At 68.5% G+C, this 17,134-nt stretch carries 16 protein-coding genes and 1 tRNA gene; 5 read left to right on the top strand and 12 right to left on the bottom strand.

All coding sequences use genetic code 11. The features are described from left to right. Positions 1–242: 242 nt before the first annotated feature. Complete coding sequence (locus tag OH146_RS11615; RefSeq protein WP_265160959.1) at positions 243–905, bottom strand: nucleoside triphosphate pyrophosphohydrolase; 663 nt, start codon at positions 903–905, stop codon at positions 243–245. A gap of 32 nt (positions 906–937) precedes the next feature. On the opposite strand from OH146_RS11615, the gene OH146_RS11610 reads away from it, so the two are divergent. Beyond that, positions 938–1,735 (top strand): CPBP family intramembrane glutamic endopeptidase, encoded by a 798-nt coding sequence (locus tag OH146_RS11610; protein WP_265160955.1) that lies wholly within the window; start codon positions 938–940, stop codon positions 1,733–1,735. 24 nt (positions 1,736–1,759) lie between these two features. On the opposite strand, the gene mfd is transcribed toward OH146_RS11610, so the two are convergent. The 4 genes from mfd to OH146_RS11590 all read right to left on the bottom strand — a co-directional run bounded on the left by mfd (position 1,760) and on the right by OH146_RS11590 (position 7,675). After that, complete coding sequence (mfd, locus tag OH146_RS11605) at positions 1,760–5,371, bottom strand: transcription-repair coupling factor (RefSeq protein ID WP_265160953.1); 3,612 nt, start codon at positions 5,369–5,371, stop codon at positions 1,760–1,762. A gap of 298 nt (positions 5,372–5,669) precedes the next feature. Then, positions 5,670–6,233: an aminoacyl-tRNA hydrolase gene (gene pth / locus OH146_RS11600; protein ID WP_265160951.1), complete on the bottom strand. Its 564-nt coding sequence runs from the start codon at positions 6,231–6,233 to the stop codon at positions 5,670–5,672. Between the two features lie 80 nt (positions 6,234–6,313). Next, positions 6,314–6,973, bottom strand: a complete 660-nt coding sequence (locus OH146_RS11595; protein ID WP_265160948.1) for a 50S ribosomal protein L25/general stress protein Ctc — start codon at positions 6,971–6,973, stop codon at positions 6,314–6,316. 192 nt (positions 6,974–7,165) lie between these two features. Continuing rightward, complete coding sequence (locus OH146_RS11590; RefSeq protein ID WP_265160946.1) at positions 7,166–7,675, bottom strand: gluconokinase; 510 nt, start codon at positions 7,673–7,675, stop codon at positions 7,166–7,168. Positions 7,676–7,780: 105 nt separating this feature from the next. Here OH146_RS11590 and gnd point away from each other — a divergent pair, with 105 nt between their 5' ends. Genes gnd through OH146_RS11575 form a run of 3 tightly spaced genes read left to right on the top strand, consistent with a single transcriptional unit; the run spans position 7,781 to position 10,127 of the window. After that, a complete protein-coding gene (gene gnd, locus OH146_RS11585; RefSeq protein ID WP_372508499.1) occupies positions 7,781–9,253 on the top strand; it encodes an NADP-dependent phosphogluconate dehydrogenase in 1,473 nt (490 codons plus the stop codon). 2 nt (positions 9,254–9,255) lie between these two features. Continuing rightward, positions 9,256–9,753 carry a GNAT family N-acetyltransferase gene (locus OH146_RS11580; RefSeq protein WP_265160942.1) on the top strand — a complete coding sequence of 166 codons (498 nt, stop codon included), beginning with the start codon at positions 9,256–9,258 and terminating at the stop codon, positions 9,751–9,753. Positions 9,754–9,758: 5 nt separating this feature from the next. Then, entirely contained in the window at positions 9,759–10,127 is a 369-nt protein-coding gene (locus OH146_RS11575; RefSeq protein ID WP_265160941.1) for a hypothetical protein, read from the top strand. Here the strand turns inward: OH146_RS11575 and OH146_RS11570 are convergent, their stop codons facing one another. The 4 genes from OH146_RS11570 to OH146_RS11555 form a co-directional block, all read right to left on the bottom strand. Then, entirely contained in the window at positions 10,128–11,507 is a 1,380-nt protein-coding gene (locus OH146_RS11570) for a CoA transferase (RefSeq protein ID WP_265160938.1), read from the bottom strand. A 36-nt stretch (positions 11,508–11,543) separates the two neighbouring features. Beyond that, the gene (locus OH146_RS11565; protein ID WP_265160936.1) at positions 11,544–12,521 is read right to left on the bottom strand and encodes a ribose-phosphate diphosphokinase; all 978 of its coding nucleotides are present in this window, start codon (positions 12,519–12,521) and stop codon (positions 11,544–11,546) included. A gap of 50 nt (positions 12,522–12,571) precedes the next feature. Then, a complete protein-coding gene (glmU, locus tag OH146_RS11560; RefSeq protein ID WP_265160934.1) occupies positions 12,572–14,011 on the bottom strand; it encodes a bifunctional UDP-N-acetylglucosamine diphosphorylase/glucosamine-1-phosphate N-acetyltransferase GlmU in 1,440 nt (479 codons plus the stop codon). A gap of 316 nt (positions 14,012–14,327) precedes the next feature. Beyond that, positions 14,328–14,399: transfer RNA gene (locus OH146_RS11555), tRNA-Gln, on the bottom strand. Positions 14,400–14,499: 100 nt separating this feature from the next. Here OH146_RS11555 and OH146_RS11550 point away from each other — a divergent pair. Next, positions 14,500–14,991, top strand: a complete 492-nt coding sequence (locus OH146_RS11550) for a MarR family winged helix-turn-helix transcriptional regulator (protein ID WP_265160932.1) — start codon at positions 14,500–14,502, stop codon at positions 14,989–14,991. Between the two features lie 9 nt (positions 14,992–15,000). Here OH146_RS11550 and OH146_RS11545 read toward each other — a convergent pair whose 3' ends face one another. From OH146_RS11545 to OH146_RS11535, 3 genes are read right to left on the bottom strand one after another with little or no spacing between them, the layout of a single operon-like run. Further along, the gene (locus tag OH146_RS11545) at positions 15,001–15,363 is read right to left on the bottom strand and encodes a TraR/DksA family transcriptional regulator (protein WP_265160930.1); all 363 of its coding nucleotides are present in this window, start codon (positions 15,361–15,363) and stop codon (positions 15,001–15,003) included. A gap of 10 nt (positions 15,364–15,373) precedes the next feature. Next, entirely contained in the window at positions 15,374–16,033 is a 660-nt protein-coding gene (locus tag OH146_RS11540) for a methionine ABC transporter permease (protein WP_265160928.1), read from the bottom strand. Then, on the bottom strand, positions 16,033–17,061 hold the full coding sequence (locus OH146_RS11535; protein WP_265160926.1) for a methionine ABC transporter ATP-binding protein: 1,029 nt from the start codon (positions 17,059–17,061) through the stop codon (positions 16,033–16,035). The genes OH146_RS11540 and OH146_RS11535 overlap by 1 nt, the downstream gene beginning before the upstream one ends. Positions 17,062–17,134: the final 73 nt, after the last annotated feature.

Below are 17,134 nucleotides of genomic sequence, written 5' to 3'. Positions count from 1 at the left end.
TCGTTATCGTGTACGCTTGACGCGCCGCATACGTGCGAGTTCAACATCGGGGTGGAATTGGGACCTCTCGGTCCCCCAACTGGCATGGCCGTCGATCGGGTAAGTCGTCGGTCAGCGCTCGGGCATTCGGCTGCGTCGTGGTCTTTCCCGCGCAGAAGCTCGGGCTGGTGCCCTTCCCGTTCGGGTCGGGAAGGGCACAACTCCCCTATTCTCCGCCCGCTCCGCTCAAAGCGAGCGTCTGCCTATTGCGCCGACTCCGCCTCCCGGATCTCCGACTGAAGCCCGCGGAGGGTCGAGCGCAATGCCCTCTCGGCGTCGAAACCCTGCGAGCGCGCCGAGGCGACGATCGCGAGAAGCAGGCCGCCAAGCTCCTCCTCCGAGCCGATTGGCACCCCCGCCGGAGCATCGTCAAGCACTCCGACCGTGCTGGCGCGACCCAGGAGCTTGTCGGCGAGGGCGAGCGAGGGCATCCCCTGCGGGATCCCGTCGAGCACGCTCGTGCGATGAGACTTCTCCCGCGCCTTCATCGTCTCCCACACTGCGACGACATCGTCGGCCGTCTCCGCGGAGGCGTCGCCGAAAACGTGCGGATGCCGAGCGACCATCTTCGCTCGGGACGCCTTCGCGACATCCTCGATCGTGAAGGGCTCATGCTCGGCGTGGGCCGCGATGTCGGCGTGAAAGAGCACCTGGTAGAGCACGTCGCCCAGCTCCTCGATGAGCTCCTCGCGCGTGCCCGACTCGATCGCGTCGACGAGCTCGTGGCTCTCCTCGATGAGGTACTTCACGAGGGACTCGTGCGTCTGCTCGGCATCCCAGGGGCACCCACCGGGACCCCGGAGCCTCGCCATGACGGCGATCAGCTGATCGAGTTGCGGATGCTGGGGGGCCGGCGTCTCGGTCATGACCCCCATCCTCGCATCCGGGACAATGGAGGATGCTCTCCCCCGGTCATCCGCTCACCCCCGCCGTGCTGGGCGTGGTGCTCGGACTCGTGCTCGTCGCTCTCGTCGTGCGGGCCGTGCGCAAGGACCGCCGCGAGTACGCCCGCTTCAAGCGCTACCGCTCGACGCGCCGACGCCAGGCCCTCTACCGTCGGTGGCTGATCGACTCCTTCGCCGTGTTCGGCGGTGCCTCGCTCGTGATTCTCGCCCTCACCTGGCGGCAGGTGGCGCTCCTGCTGGGGGAGGTCGAGGGCTGGGCACCCGTGCAGTGGTTCCGGGACGCGGCATCCGCGCCCTTCACCCAGGGGCTTCTGGTGGGCGGAGCCGTCGTGCTCGCGGCGGCGTCGATCGCGGTGCTCCTCCTCGCCCGGGGAGCGGAGGAGGTGCCGACGATCGGCGACATCAGCTCGCTGCTGCCGCGCAACCGGAGCGAGCTGCGGTACGGACTGCTGCTCTCGCTCAACGCCGGCGTCGTGGAGGAGCTGATGTTTCGCCTCGCGTTGCCCGCCCTCGTCTACGGGGTCACCGGCAGCGCACTCGCAGCCGTGCTGGGAAGCGTGGGCGTCTTCGCCGCACTGCACGTCTACCAAGGCGTGGCGGGGATTCTTGGTTCAGCCGTCGTCGGCGGCATTCTGATGGCTCTCTACCTGCTGACGGGGAGCATCCTCGTCCCCATCCTCGTACACGTCTTCATCGACCTGCGCTCCCTCGTCTTCATCCCCGTCATGGTCTTCGGCGTACACCGGCGCAGTGCAGCTCAGAGGAGTTCGCGTGCCTCCGGCCGCTCCTAGGGGCGCCCCAAGCGGTGAGGAGCATCAGGCCTCAGCGGTTGCCGACTCCTGCGCTGGCAGGAACTGCTCGAAGAGCTGCCCCACCCACTCGACGAGACCGTCGTCGCTCAACGCCTCGCCACCCGCCTTCGGCAGGGGCACGACGACGGCGTTGTTCTGCGCGAAGTAGCGCGCGCCCGGGTACATGCGCTGCAGGCGCACCTGTAGGGAGTCGGGCAGTTCGAGCGGGGCGAGGCGGAGGTTTGGCCCCATGACGACGACCTCCGAGAGAGCCGCCCTCTGGGCGCGACGACGCAGGCGCGAGACCGCGATGAGCTGGACCACGGGCGGGGGAAGCTCGCCGTAGCGGTCGACCAGCTCCTCGGCGACCAAGTCAATCGCATCCGGGGCCGCCTGCGGCGAACTCGCGGTCGAGAGCTTCTGGTAGGCCTCGAGGCGCAGTCGCTCGCTCTCGACGTATTCCTCGGGGATACGCGCATCCACGGGCAGTTCGAGCCGCAGCTCGGCGGGGCCCTCGACATCCTCACCGCGGAAGGTGCTGACGGCCTCACCGATCATGCGCAGGTAGAGGTCGAAGCCAACCCCCGCGATGTGGCCGGACTGTTCGCCGCCCAGCAGATTGCCTGCGCCGCGGATCTCGAGGTCCTTGAGCGCGACCTGCATGCCGGCCCCGAGCTCGTTGTTGGCCGCGATCGTCGCGAGCCGGTCGTGCGCGACCTCGCCGAGGGGTTTGTCGGGGTCGTAAAGGAAGTAGGCGTAGGCGCGCTCACGGCCTCGACCAACGCGGCCGCGCAGCTGGTGGAGCTGCGAGAGGCCGTACTTGTCGGCGCGGTCGATGATGAGCGTGTTGGCGTTCGAGACGTCGAGGCCCGTCTCGATGATCGTCGTGGAGACAAGCACGTCGAACTTGCGCTCCCAGAAGTCGACCATGACCTGCTCGAGCTGGTGCTCGCCCAGCTTGCCGTGCGCGACCGCGACGCGCGCCTCCGGCACGAGCTCGGCGAGCTGCGTCGCCACTCGGTTGATGCTCGAGACGCGGTTGTGCACGAAGAACACCTGGCCCTCACGAAGCAGCTCGCGCCGGATCGCCGCCGCGACCTGCTTCTCGCTGTAGGGGCCGACGAAGGTGAGGATCGGATGCCGGTCCTCCGGTGGTGTCGCAAGGGTCGACATCTCACGGATGCCCGTGACCGCCATCTCGAGGGTGCGAGGAATTGGCGTGGCGCTCATCGCGAGGATGTCGACATTCGTCTTGAGCTTCTTGAGCGCATCCTTGTGCTCGACGCCGAAGCGCTGCTCCTCATCGACGATCACGAGGCCGAGATCCTTGAAGACGATCTCCTTGGAGAGCAGGCGATGGGTGCCGATGACGACGTCAACCGTGCCATCCGCGAGCCCCGCGACGACCTCCTTCGCCTCCTTGTCGGTCTGGAAGCGGCTGAGGCCGCGCAGGTGGATCGGGAAGCCGGCAAAGCGCTCCGCGAAGGTCTCGAGGTGCTGCTTCACCAGCAGGGTCGTCGGCACGAGCATCGCGACCTGTTTGCCGTCCTGCACCGCCTTGAACGCCGCGCGCACCGCGACCTCCGTCTTGCCGTAGCCGACGTCGCCCGCCACGAGGCGGTCCATGGGGATGGGCTTCTCCATGTCAGCCTTGATCTCGTCGATCGTCGTCAGCTGGTCGGGCGTCTCGGCGAAGGGGAAGGCATCCTCGAACTCGCGCTGCCACGGGGTGTCAGGCCCGAAGGCGTGCCCCTTGCTCTGCTGCCGCGCCGAGTAGAGCTTGACGAGCTCGACCGCGATGTCACGCACGGCCTTGCGGGCCCGCCCCTTGGCGGCCGCCCAGTCGCTGCCGCCCATCTTGCTCAGCTGCGGGGCCTCCCCGCCGACATAGCGCGACACGAGGTCGAGCTGGTCGGTCGGCACGTACAGCTTGTCGCCCGGGTAGCCGCGCTTCGAGGGGGCGTACTCGATCAGCAGGAATTCGCGCTTCGTCTTGACGGCGTTGCGCCCGCCGCTCGAGACATCCCGCCGCACCAACTCCAGGAACTTACCGATTCCGTGCGTCTGGTGCACGATGTAGTCGCCCGCCTTGAGCTGGAGCGGGTCGACAACGTTCTTGCGCCTGGTCGCGAGCTTCTTGACCTGCCGCGACTCGTAGCCGACCGCGCGGCCGAAGAACTCGGTCTCGCTCAGCAGGGCCAGCCGGATCTCGGGCATCTCGAAGCCCGACTCGGCAGCGCCCGTCACGACATAGGCGACGCCGGCCTCGAAGGCGCCATCCGTCGGGAGGTCGTCGACGACCCGCGCCGCGAGCCCGTGCTCGCCCAGCGCCTCTGCTGCCCGGTCGACGAGGCCGTGACCCTGCGCCACGATAACGACCGACCAGCCGTCCCGCAGGCGCTCGCCCACATGCTGGATGGCACCGTCGGCGTTGCCCGTGAAGCTGGGAGCAGCATCCGCCTCGATGCGCACGTAGTCGCCCGCAGCCTCGACGAGTTCACTGATCTCGCTCTGGGCCTCGTCGTATGATGCCGAGCCGCTGTCGAAGGCGCTCAGCGTCCACCACGGGCGGTTGCCCGCGGCCTCCCGCAGCCGGCGGAGCGTGAGGAAGTCCCCCGCACCCAGGTCGATCGGGGACTCCGCGCCCGCCGTCGCCGCGTTCCACGCCGCATCGAGGAACTCCCGGTTCGTCTCGAGGAGCGACGTCGCGCGCGTGGCGACCCGTTCGGGCGAGATGACGGCGATCGCGGCATCCGGCGGCAGGTAGTGCGTGAAGGGCACGAGCCGCTCGAGGAGGGCCGGAGCCAGCGACTCCATGCCGTCGACCGGGATGCCGTCGGCGATCTTCGCGAGCATCGTGGACAGACCGGGGAACTCGTGCAGCATCTCGCGGGCGCGCTGGCGCACCGACTCGCCGAGCAGGAGCTCGCGGCAGGGCGGCATGACGACGGTCGCGACGGCGTCGGGGAGCGAGCGCTGGTCGGCGACCGAGAACTCGCGAATCTGCTCCGCCTCGTCGCCGAAGAACTCGACGCGCAGCGGATGCTCCGCCACGGGTGGGAACACATCAAGGATGCCGCCGCGCACCGCGAACTCGCCGCGGCGGGTCACCATGTCGACACGCGAGTAGGCGAGGTCGACGAGGCGGCGCTGCAGCTCCGCGAGGTCGTAGCCGCGCCCGCCGGCCGCGAGCTCGACGGACTCGAGCGAAGTGAGATTGTCGGCGAGCGGCTGCAGGGCGGCGCGCACGCTCGCGATCACGACAAGGGGGCCGGATGCCGCATCCCGCGTCTCCTGCCACTCTGCGATGCGGCGCAGCGCCTCGATGCGGCGACCGACCGTCTCGGTAGAGGGGCTCAGCCGCTCGTGCGGCAGTGTCTCCCACGCCGGGAACTGCAGCACCGTGGCCGTCGGCGCGTTCGTCGTGATCGCCGCAGTCAGCGCATCCGCCTCGCGTCCGGTCGCGACGATCGCGAAGAGGGCGGCGGGAGCCGGGCGACGGCCGAGGAGGCCCGCGAGGAGAGGCGCGCGGAGCCCGTCGACGAGCGAGAAGTCCGCATCACGGGGGGCGTAGCGGAGGGCGTCGTCATAGGTCTGGGCGCGCGAAAGCGCCGCGTTCAAGCCCTGGAGGATCACCGAACAAGCCTACGCTGAGCCGCTGACAGCCGTTTGCGGCGGAGCGCGGGTTGCGGATCGCAGCGGCACGCGTGGGGCGCCCCGCCCTCACTCTCGTCACAACGTTGCGGTGTTTTCTGCTCAGCGCTGCCGCAGAAAACACCGCACTGTGCCAAAACCACCGCGCTGATGTGACGGGGTCGGGCGGCGCGGGAGCGCGGGAGCGCGGAGCGCGGGTGAGCGGAGCGCGGGAGCGCGGAGCGCGGGAGCGCGGGGAGCGGGAGCCCGGGAGCGCGGAGCGCGGGTGCTCGAGTCCGCGTCAGGCGGGCGGGGCGTGGAAGCGCTGCTGGGCCGCCGTGAGGCCGTCGCTCGCGAGGGACTCGACGGCGTCCGCAGCATCCGCCAGCAGATTCGGCAGCGCCACCCGCTCAGTCGAGGCGAAATCGCGCAGCACGAAATCGGCCGCAGGCTGGCGACCCGGTGGGCGGCCGATGCCGACGCGCACGCGCAGGAATTCGGGTGTGCCGATGGCGGAGATGATGTCGCGCAGCCCGTTGTGGCCGCCATGTCCGCCGCCGCGCTTGAGACGCACGGTATCGAAGGGGATGTCGAGTTCGTCGTGCACGACGATGAGCCGATCCGCCGGGATCTTGAAGAACCTCAGCAGGCCCGCGACAGGAGCGCCGGAGAGGTTCATGAAGCTGTTCGGCTTCGCGAGCACGAGGCGCGGGCCGTCGATGCCCGTTCGCGCCTCCGCCACCATCGCGTTCGCCTTGTGGGAGCGGAAGCTTGCCGAACGGCGGTCCGCCAGCTCGGCGAGCACCATCTGGCCCACGTTGTGCCGGTTGCCGGCATAGTCGGCCCCAGGATTGCCGAGGCCCACGACAAGCCACTGGACGCCGGCCCCCTCAGGGGCGGCGTCCAGCGGTGTCGATCGTGAGAAGAGGCCTATGGTCCTACGCCTTACTCGGCGGCCTCTTCGGCGGGGGCCTCCTCGACCGCCTCCGACTCACCCTCGGCCTCAGGCTCAGGGGCGACGGCCGGCACGACGACGCTCACGATGAGGGTCTCGGGGTCCGCGACGAGCGAGACGTCCTTGGGGAGCGAGATCTCCGAGGCGTAGACGTGCGAGACGGCCTCACGACCCTCGACGCTCACCTCGACGCTGTCCGGGATGTGGATGGCGGGCGCCTCGACGAGGATCGTGTGCGCGTCCTGCTCGAGGACGGTGCCGGAGGCGGGCTCGCCGACGACGTGCACGGGAACCTCGACCTCAACCTTCTCGCCCTTGCGGATGACGATGAGGTCGACGTGCTCAATGAGCTGGCGCACCGGGTCCTTCTGCACGTCCTTGACGAGGCCCGTCTGGGTCTTGCCGTTGATCTCGAGCTCGAGGATGGCGTTGGCCTTGCGCAGCAGGAGCGCAGTCTCGTGGCCGGGCAGCGCGAGGTGCTGCGGCGCGGTGCCGTGGCCGTAAAGCACGGCGGGGATCTTGTGGGCGGCGCGCAGGCGGCGGGCGTAGCCCTTGCCGAAGTTCTCGCGCACCTCGGCCACGATGTGGTTCGAGATCTCGGTCGTGCTCGCGACGGACGGGCGGCCCGCGCGGCTGGTCTTCTCACCCATGGTGATTCTCCTTCTTGCGAGCCAGGGCTCGCTGTCGTGTGTGATTCAACTCGAACGCATCGGCAGCACCGGTTGGGTGGCACTGCTGCGTGAGGAAAGACCGAAGCCCTGCTCGCCGCGTCGATAACGGATGCCGCAGCATCCGCTCTCACGAATGCATGGCGGTCCCTCGCCGAAGTTCAATCGGCAAGTCTAGCGCACGCTCGCGACACCCTCCACCGCCGCCGCGACGACCTCCTCAAGCGGCGGGACGATCGAGACGGTCTCCCCCGCCTCGTCAGGGTCGAGCGGCTCGAGCGTGTCGAGCTGCGAGTCGAGCAGCCCGACCGGCATGAAGTGCCCCGCGCGGCCCCGCATGCGCGACTCCAGCACGTCCCGCGAACCGGCGAGGTGCACGAAGACCGTCTCGGGGGCATGCGAGCGGATGAGGTCACGGTAGCGGCGGCGGAGCGCTGAGCACGCCATGACGAGCCCCTCGCCCGCCGCGGCAGCCTCGGCCAGGTGCTCGCCGACGATCGCGAGCCAGGGCATCCGATCGTCGTCATCGAGGGGCGTTCCGCTCGCCATCTTGTCGACATTGGCGGGCGGATGCAGGGCGTCCGCGTCGACGAACCGCACATCGAGGGCCTCCGCGAGCCCCGCCCCCACAGCCGACTTGCCCGAACCGGTGACGCCCATGACGACGATGAGGGGTGGCTTCACGGCAGTGGCCCTTTCGTGAGAGTGCGGCGACGGATGCTCCCACCGTACGCGGCCTGCACGCATACCGCCCCACGCAGTAGCCTTGACCCATTCCCCCTACTCGACATGAGGAGCATGAGCGTGGCCGAAACCACCGAAGCACAGGCGAACATCGGAGTGGTCGGACTGGCGGTGATGGGCTCCAACCTGGCCCGCAACCTCGCCAGCCGCGAGGGCAACCGCGTCGCCGTCTACAACCGCTCCTGGGAGAAGACCGAGGCGCTGCTCGAGGAGCACCCTGAGGCCGACTTCGTCGCCGCCAAGGACTACAAGGAATTCGCCGCCTCGCTGCAGCGGCCGCGCACCGCCCTCATCATGGTCAAGGCGGGTGCCGCGACGGATGCCGTGATCACCGAGTTGACCGAGGTGTTCGAGCCGGGCGACATCATCGTCGATGGCGGCAACGCGCTCTTCACCGACACCATCCGCCGCGAGGCGACCGTGCGGGAGACGGGCATCAACTTCGTCGGTGCCGGCATCTCCGGCGGCGAGGAGGGCGCACTCAAGGGCCCGTCGATCATGCCTGGCGGCAGCGCGGAGGCGTGGGAGACGCTCGGCCCCATCCTCAAGTCGATCGCGGCGGTCGCCGACGGCGAACCCTGCGTCACCCACATCGGCACTGACGGCGCCGGCCACTTCGTCAAGATGGTGCACAACGGCATCGAGTACGCCGACATGCAGCTCATCGCCGAGGCCTACGACCTCATCCGCCGCGGCACCGGCAAGTCCACCGACGAGATCGCCGACATCTTCGAGGAGTGGAACAAGGGCGAACTCGAGAGCTACCTCATCGAGATCACCGCCGAGGTGCTGCGCCAGAAGGACGCCAAGACGGGCCAGCCGCTCGTCGATGTCATCCGCGACGAGGCCGGCGCGAAGGGCACCGGTGCCTGGACTGTGCAGACCGCCCTCGACCTGGGCGTGCCCGTCTCCGGCATCGCGGAGGCCGTCTTCGCGCGCTCGCTCTCGTCGAGCCGCGCGAGCCGCAACGCCGCTGCCAACCTGCCTGGCCCCGATGAGGAATTCGACGTCGCCGACCCCGACGCCTTCATCGAAGATGTGCGCCTCGCCCTCTTCGCCTCCAAGATCGTCGCCTACAGCCAGGGTTTCGACGAGATCGTCGCGGGTGCCATTCAGTACGACTGGGACATCAACCTCGGTGAAGTGGCGCGCATCTGGAAGGCCGGCTGCATCATCCGCGCCCAGTTCCTCGGCCGCATCACCCAGGCCTACCTCGACGACCCGAAGCTCGGCTCGCTGCTCACAGCGCCCTACTTCACCGACGCGATCGCCAAGGCGCAGGCGTCGTGGCGCCGAGTGGTGGTCGCCGCCGCCAGGACCGGCATCCCCTCCCCCGCCTTCTCCTCGTCGCTCGCCTACTACGACGGGCTGCGCGCCGAGCGCCTTCCCGCCGCCCTCATCCAGGGGCAGCGCGACTTCTTCGGTGCCCACACCTACAAGCGCATGGATGCCGACGGCACCTTCCACACACTGTGGAGCGGTGACCGCAGCGAGGTTCACGCGGAGGACCTGCACTAGGAATGACTCTCTCCCACATCCCGCGCCCCGCGCGGGAGGCCGACCTGCCCGAAATGCTCCGGCTCATCCACGACCTCGCCGAGTACGAGCGCGAACCGGATGCCGTCATGACGAGCGAGGACGACCTGCGGCGGGCCCTCTTCGGCGAGCATCCGGCCGTCTTCGCGCACGTGGTCGACGGCGACACGGACCCCTCCGAGGTCGGTGGTGAGCTCGCAGGCATGGCGATCTGGTTCCTCACCTTCTCGACCTGGGAGGGCGTGCACGGCATCCACCTTGAGGACCTGTATGTGCGCGAGCGGTTCCGCGGGCGCGGCTACGGGCGCGCGCTCCTCTCGACGCTCGCCGCCATCTGCGTCGAGCGCGGCTACGCCAGGCTCGAGTGGCAGGTGCTCGACTGGAACGAGCCCGCCATCGGCTTCTACAAAAAGCTCGGCGCGGTGCCCATGGATGAGTGGACCACCTTCCGCCTGAGCGGCGACGCCTTGCGGTCGCAGTAGAACTCATGAGCGAGCATCCGGAACTCGACGGCTACGAACCCTACGAGGAGCGCCCCCGGCGCAGCGGACGACGGATGCTGCTGCTCCGCGCCGTCGTGCTGGTCGCGGTGCTCGCGCTCTTGCTGCCCGGCCTCGTGACGACCGTGTCACTCGGCGCGCGCAATGCCGAACTTGCCTGCGACTTTCGCGGCGCGCTCCTGCAGCCAGGCGCCAACCGCTACGAGGCTCGCTTCGAGCTCTTCGGGCCGGGCGGCATCGGCTGGGAGTGCTACGCGACCGACCAGCTCGGCGACGAGCGGCACGTCACCTCGATGGGCCTCATCCCCGTCGCGCCCGGGCCCGGCTCGGAGCCGATCGACACGCGCGACACCTGATCAGGCGCTCGGACCCCACTCCGCGGCATCCGTGCCCAGCGGGTTCGGAATGCGGGCGAAGCCGAAGTGGATCTCGTCGAAGCGAGCGGGCGGCGGCAGCAACTGGGCGGCGCCCCACGGCGTGCCGATCATGGTGCACGGGCCGCTCCACTGGTCGAAGACGCCATCGGGTTGCGGGCCGCCCGCCACGAGGGCCTCACCCATGCGCGCGAGTGAGGTGCGGGCCGCCGAGCCGACACCGTCGCGCATGAGGCCGACCAGTCCGCGAAGCACGGATGCCGCGAGCAGATAGCCCGTCGCATGGTCGAGGGCCTGCACGGGCAACTGTTGCGGCCGCTCCTCCCGCATCACCACCATGCCGTGATGTGAGATGCCGCTGGCGACCTGCACGATGCTGTCGAAGCCGCGACGGGGACGCCACGGCCCCGAGAAGCCGAAAGCGTTGAGGGAGGCCTCGACCAGCCCAGGACGCAGGCGCTGGCGCTCCTCGAGGGCGAGACCGAGGCGGTCGAGGGCTCCGTCGCGGTAACCGTGCACGAGCACATCGGCCTCGGCGAGGAGCGAACAGAGTCGCTCGTAGCCCTCGGGGGTGCGCGCGTCAAGCCGTGAGGTGCGCTTGCCGATCGTCATGTTGGGCACGATCGCCGGTTCATCCCACTCGGGTGGGTCGATGCGAAGCACATCGGCCCCGAGGCCGGCGAGGAAGCGCGTCGCGACCGGACCCGCAAGCACGCGCGTGAGGTCGAGCACGCGCAGCCCCGCCAGGGGACGTTCGACGGTGGGACGCCACGCGGCGCCGAGTGGGCCGGGCGTTCCGGTCTCGCGGTAGAGCAGGGGCTCGGCCGAGACGGCAGCGCCCTGCGGATGCTCGAGCCACTGATCCCGTGTGCGCATCGCCGCCGCGACACCGCCCGCCTCGACGACGGCATCCTCGAGCTCGAAGGCATCCCAGCGGCCCACGAAACGGCGCACGTCGACCGGATCGGCCGAGTCGTCCACGCCGAGCACCCCGAGCGCTGCCGCCCTATGGTGCGGGGCGTTCGTGTGCAGGCGCACCCAACCGCCGTCCGCCGCTCGGTAGTTGCGCGTGTACGGGTCCCACACGGGCGGCAACGACCAGCCCGCGGGGCGCACCGCCGAGCCGAACCAGGCTGACGCGAGCAGCTTGTTGACGCTCACCCGCGGCGAGGGGCCGCCCACGAGGGAGGCGAGTTCCGCCGCCGCGAGTCCCGCGACACCGACGGATGCTGCGGCGAACTCCGACACGCGGAACGCCGACGGGAGGTCGCCGACACCCGTCACTCGGAGACCGGGGAGCAGAGCATCCGCCCCGTCGAGGGCACGCCAAAACTGGCCCGTGAAGGAGTGTGGGGTCTCCATACGCTCCCCCCTTCGTAGGTCGATGCGTGAGTCGGGCTACGCGGCCCCGTCGAACATCGAGGTCACCGAGCCGTCGCTGAAGACCTCGTTGATTGCCCCCGCGATGAGCGGCGCAATCGGCAGGACCGTGAGCTTCTCGAAGCGCTTGTCCTCCGTCAGCGGCAGGGTGTCGGTCACGACGACCTCGTCAATGAAGTCCGCCTGCAGGCGCTGCACGGCGGGAGGCGAGAACACGGCGTGGGTCGCCGCGACGACCACGTTCTTCGCGCCCGCCTTCTTGAGCGCCTCCGCAGCCTTCGCGATCGTGCCGCCCGTGTCGATCAGGTCATCCACGAGCAGGCAGGTGCGGCCCTCGACCTCACCCACGATCTCGTGCACCGAAACCTCGTTGGCGACGCGCGGGTCGCGACGCTTGTGGATGATCGCGAGCGGGGCGCCGAGCTTGTCGCTCCAGATGTCGGCGACACGCACGCGCCCCATGTCGGGCGACACCACCGTGAGGGTCTCCTTGTCGAGCTTCTCCTGGAAGTACTTGAGCAGCACGGGCATCGCAAAGAGGTGATCAACGGGGCCATCGAAGAAGCCCTGGATCTGCGCCGCATGCAGGTCGACGCTCATGATCCGGTCAGCGCCTGCCGCCTTGAACAGGTCGGCGACAAGACGCGCCGAGATGGGCTCACGCCCACGGCCCTTCTTGTCCTGGCGCGCATAGGGGTAGAACGGCGCCACGACCGTGATGCGCTTCGCCGAAGCCCGCTTGAGCGCATCGACCATGATGAGCTGCTCCATGAGCCACTCGTTGATCGGGGTCGTGTGCGACTGGATGACGAAAGCGTCGCATCCGCGCACGCTCTCGCTGTAGCGGGCGTAGATCTCGCCGTTGGCAAAAGTGCGGGTCTCGGTCTGCAGGAGCTGCGTGCCGAGCTCCGTGGCGATGTCCTCAGCGAGCTGCGGATGGGCCCGCCCCGTCACCAGCACAAGCTTCTTCTGTCCGTTGACGGTGATCTCGGACAAATGCCGCTCGCTCTCTGCCGGGGTTGGCCGCGCGGGCCGGGAAAAATCGATCAGGCCTCGCCGGAACCCTCGCCGGATGCCTCGGCCGCCTCAGCGGCCGCACTGCCCGGCCGGTGGGTTCCGACCCACCCTGCCATGTTGCGTTGTGGAGCCGCGGTGATCGCCAGCGCACCGGCCGGGACATCCTTGCGGACCACCGTGCCGGCACCCGTATAGGCTCCGTCACCAATTCTAACGGGCGCGACGAAGACGTTGTGCGAACCCGTGCGCACATGCGAACCCACCACCGTGCGGTGCTTGTTCACCCCGTCGTAGTTGGCCGTGATCGTGCCCGCCCCCACATTCGAACCCACACCCACCTCGGTGTCGCCGATGTAGCTCAGGTGCGGCACCTTGCTGCCCTCGCCGATGTTCGCGTTCTTCGTCTCGACGAAAGTGCCGATCTTGCCGTCCGCGCCGAGGATCGTGCCCGGCCGCAGGTAGGCGAAGGGGCCCACAGTCGCACCCGCGCCGATCACGGCGAGCGTGGCATCCGTGCGCTTCACGACCGCGTTCTCACCGACCTCGCAGTCGACCAGAGTCGTGTCGGGGCCGACGATCGCGCCGCGCTCGACCTTCGTCGCGCCCTTGATCTGCGTGCCGGGGAACAGCTCCACATCCTCCGCAAGTGTCGCGTCGCGGTCGATCCACGTCGACGCGGGATCCAGGATCGTCACGCCCGCCATCTGCCAGCGACGGATGATGCGCGCGTTCAACTCGCGCGCCGCCGCCGCCAACTGCACCCGGTCGTTGATGCCCGCCACCAGCCAGTGATCCCGCACCGGCATCGCCTCAATGCGGCCACCGGCCTCACGAATGACGGATGCCGCATCCGTCAGATACTTCTCCCGCTGCGCGTTCTCCGTGCCCACGCGGCCCAGCGCGTCCCGCAGGTGACCTGCAGAGAAGACATAGACGCCAGCGTTGACCTCACGGACGGCGAGTTGCTCGGGCGACGCATCCTTGTGCTCCACGATCGCCTCGAACGAGCCCTCCGCCGAACGGACGATACGCCCGAAACCGCTCGGGTCATCGAAGATCGCCGACAGCATCGTCAGCGCATTGCCCTCATCGCGATGCGCCGAAATCAGCGAACGGAGAGTCGCCGCATCCAGAAGAGGAACATCCGCGCTCAACACCACCACACGGCCATCGAAATCGGCGGGAAGCGCTTCCAGCGCCACCTCGACCGCGCGACCCGTGCCCGGAACCTCATCCTGGTCGACGATCGTCGCATCCGGCGAGCGGCGCAACACCTCCGCCGCGACCGCCTCGCGCTCGTGACGCACAACCGTGAGGATGTGGGCCGCCCCCAAGTCCTCCGCCGTCGCCAGAACATGCCCGACGAGAGGCACACCCGCCAGTTCGTGAAGCACCTTCGCCCTAGCGGACTTCATGCGGGTGCCCTGACCGGCTGCGAGGATGACGACGGCGAGGGTGTGGTCGGTCATTTGGGCTCCTTCTCGGGCGCTCAAGCCTGCGGGTGTCCTGCCGGGCTGAAAACTGATCGGCCTGAGGCCGATGTGCTCCGCACACGGAGCCGGTGTTGCTTCGCCTCGCGTTAGGAACTGATCGGCCGGATGCCGATGTGCTCCGCACACGGAGCCGGTGTTACTTCGCCTCGCGTTAAGAGCTAATCCGCCTTCGGCGGATGTGCTCCGCACACGGAGCCGGTGTTGCTTCGCCTCGCGTTAAGAGCTAATCCGCCTTCGGCGGATGTGCTCCGCACACGGAGCTGAGAAAAATCGCTGGCGCGATTTTTCTCGGCTCCGCCCCCAGGATTCGAACCTGGTCCTAACAGTTCCAAAGACTGCCGTGCTGCCGTTACACCAGGGCGGAACGTGCGAACCGACAGTCGTCGGTGCGCGCGGTACCCAAGTCTGCCAGATGCGACCCAAAGCAACCTCCAGCGCGGCCCGCTCCCGGGATAATGGACGACATGCCCGAACGCGACGAAGTCGACCGCATCGTCGACGCGTGGGAGCGCGAACGCCCCGACCTCGACTTCGCCCCCCTCCAAGTACTCAGCCGCGTCGGCCGGCTTGCCCGCCACCTCGACCGTGCAAGACGCACCGCATTCGCAGCATCCGGCCTCGAATCGTGGGAGTTCGACGTGCTCTCCGCCCTGCGCCGCGAAGGCGAGCCCTACCAGCTCAGCCCCAAAGCGCTCCTGCAGCAGACCCTCGTCTCCTCCGGAACCATGACCAACCGCATCGACCGCCTCCTCCAACGCGGCCTCGTCACTCGCCACGCCGACCCCCGCGACCGGCGCGGCGTGCTCGTCAGCATGACGGAAGAAGGCCGAGCCCGCGTCGACACCGCCATCACACAGCTCCTCGAATCCGAACGCGACCTGCTCGCCGCCCTCCCCGCCGCCGACCACGCCCGCCTCGCCGACCTACTGCGCGTACTCAGCCTCGACTTCGACTGACGCCGGCCGTCAGGCTCGCGACGCGCACGGCACGCAGAGGCGCGACGCCGGGCGGGCCTCCAACCGAGCCTCCGGGATATCGCGGCCACAGGCCTCGCACACGCCGAAGGTCCCCGCCTCGAGGCGGGCGAGAGCCGCCTCGATATCGGCCAAGCGCATCCGCGACTGTCGCAGCAATGCGTCCGACTGCGAGCGCTCGAACGCGATCGTCGACCCCTCCGGGTCGTGCTCATCGTCCACATTCGAGTCCTGCCGCGCGTCGACGATGCGGCGGATGTCCTCCCCCAGCCCCGCCATGAGCTGCAGCGTCTCATCCCGCTCGAGCAGCAGTCGTTCGCGGAAGGCCGTGAGCCGAGCATCCGCATCGGTCATGCCGGTGACCCTACCGCCGCAGCACGCGCCGGGCCAGCCAGTTCGCGAAGAACTGGACCAGCTGCACGATCACGATGATGACGACGACGGCGGCCCACGTCACCGCAGGCTCAAACTGGCGGTAACCGTAGAGAATCGCAAAATTGCCAAGGCCGCCGCCGCCCACAAGACCCGCGACGGCCGTCATGTCGACAATCGCCACGAAGACGAAGGCGTAACCCAGGATCAGCGGGCCAAGCGCTTCCGGCAGCAGAAGGGTGCGAATGATGCGCCACGGGCCAGCCCCCACGGAACGCGCCGCCTCGATGACACCCGGCTGCACCGTCAGGAGATTCTGCTCCACGATGCGACTGATACCGAAGACGGCCGCGAGCGAGATGGAGAAGATGATCGCCGGATCACCGATGCCTGTGCCGACGACCACCCGCGCAAGAGGTTGCGCCGCCGCGAGCAGGATGATGAACGGGATCGGACGGAACGTGTTGACGAGCACGTTGAGCACGGTGTTGACGACGCGGTTGGGCAGCAGCCCGCCCGCCCGCGTGACATAGAGGCCGAGTCCGACGAGGAGACCGCCGAAGCCACCGAATAGAAGACTCAGCGCGACGATGTAAAGCGTCTCGAAGGTCGCCTGAGCGAGATCGGGCAGCAGCTCGATCACACGATCCATCAGTGCACCTCCGTAACCGTGAGACGGGAGCGAACCGTGGCGAGAGCACTCTCGATCGCCGCGTCGTGTCCTCGCAGCGCAAGGGTGAGGTGACCGAAGGTGCGGCCCTGGATCTCGTTCACGCCGCCGTAGACCAGCTCAAAGGTGACATCGTGCTTCGCCAAGGCGACGAACACCTCCGACTGCGACACTCCCCCGTCGGCGAACGACACCGTCACAATCCGCCCGGGATGCCGCTGCCGCAAGACCTTCAACTCCTCCGCCTCGGGCACCGCCTTGATGACGGTCGAGACGAAACGTTTGGCGGCATCCGTCTGTGGGTTGGAGAAGACGTCGAACACGCTGCCCTGCTCGATGACTCGGCCGGAGTCCATCACCGCGACCCTATGTGCGATCGCCTTGATGACCTCCATCTCATGCGTGATCAGGACGATCGTGATGCCGAGGTCACGGTTGACGCGTTTGAGAAGCCCCAACACCTCGACCGTGGTCTCCGGGTCCAGCGCGCTAGTCGCCTCGTCGGCGAGAAGGATCTTGGGACTCGTGGCAAGAGCGCGGGCGATGCCCACCCTTTGCTTCTGGCCGCCCGAAAGCTCATCAGGTCGGCTGCGGGCCTTGTCGGCGAGCCCCACGAACTCAAGCATCTCGGCGACACGTCTCTTGCGCTCTCCAGCAGGCACGCCGGCAACCTGAAGGGGGTACTCGACATTGCCTGCGACCGTGCGCGAGGTGAACAGGTTGAACTGCTGAAAGATCATCCCGATGCCGCGCCGCACCTCGTGGAGCTGACGCTCCCGCAGGCCGCTGATGACCGCACCGTCAACCTCGACCGTGCCGCCCGTCACCGGTTCGAGAGCGTTGATCAATCGCACAAGAGTGCTCTTGCCCGCGCCGGAGTATCCGATGATTCCGAAGATGTCCCCTGCCTCGATGTCGAGGCTGACATTGTCGACGGCGACGAGCGGCGGGGCGCTCCGTTTGCTGGGCGGGTACGACTTGGAGACCTCGCGGAGTCTCACGATGGGCATGGGATCTGCTTTCGAATCACGAATACGGCGGCGGATGCTCCCAGAGCATCCGCCGCCGAATGGGCTTAATAGG

Origin of the sequence: Homoserinimonas sedimenticola (assembly GCF_026094475.1) — a bacterium.
Classification (GTDB): Bacteria; Actinomycetota; Actinomycetes; order Actinomycetales; family Microbacteriaceae; genus Homoserinimonas; species Homoserinimonas sedimenticola.
The sequence above is the reverse complement of the archived record's forward strand: the minus strand, read 5'-3'. Positions and strand labels throughout refer to the sequence as shown.

Excerpts from the sequence above, each read along its gene's own strand:
- OH146_RS11550 (WP_265160932.1), top strand. The coding sequence starts at position 14,500 with ATGCCCGAACGCGACGAAGTCGACCGCATCGTCGACGCGTGGGAGCGC.
- OH146_RS11595 (WP_265160948.1), bottom strand. The coding sequence starts at position 6,973 with ATGGGTGAGAAGACCAGCCGCGCGGGCCGCCCGTCCGTCGCGAGCACG.
- OH146_RS11575 (WP_265160941.1), top strand. The coding sequence starts at position 9,759 with ATGAGCGAGCATCCGGAACTCGACGGCTACGAACCCTACGAGGAGCGC.
- gnd (WP_372508499.1), top strand. The coding sequence starts at position 7,781 with ATGAGGAGCATGAGCGTGGCCGAAACCACCGAAGCACAGGCGAACATC.
- OH146_RS11615 (WP_265160959.1), bottom strand. The coding sequence starts at position 905 with ATGACCGAGACGCCGGCCCCCCAGCATCCGCAACTCGATCAGCTGATC.
- OH146_RS11580 (WP_265160942.1), top strand. The coding sequence starts at position 9,256 with ATGACTCTCTCCCACATCCCGCGCCCCGCGCGGGAGGCCGACCTGCCC.
- glmU (WP_265160934.1), bottom strand. The coding sequence starts at position 14,011 with ATGACCGACCACACCCTCGCCGTCGTCATCCTCGCAGCCGGTCAGGGC.
- OH146_RS11610 (WP_265160955.1), top strand. The coding sequence starts at position 938 with ATGCTCTCCCCCGGTCATCCGCTCACCCCCGCCGTGCTGGGCGTGGTG.
- OH146_RS11570 (WP_265160938.1), bottom strand. The coding sequence starts at position 11,507 with ATGGAGACCCCACACTCCTTCACGGGCCAGTTTTGGCGTGCCCTCGAC.
- OH146_RS11540 (WP_265160928.1), bottom strand. The coding sequence starts at position 16,033 with ATGGATCGTGTGATCGAGCTGCTGCCCGATCTCGCTCAGGCGACCTTC.
- OH146_RS11535 (WP_265160926.1), bottom strand. The coding sequence starts at position 17,061 with ATGCCCATCGTGAGACTCCGCGAGGTCTCCAAGTCGTACCCGCCCAGC.
- OH146_RS11545 (WP_265160930.1), bottom strand. The coding sequence starts at position 15,363 with ATGACCGATGCGGATGCTCGGCTCACGGCCTTCCGCGAACGACTGCTG.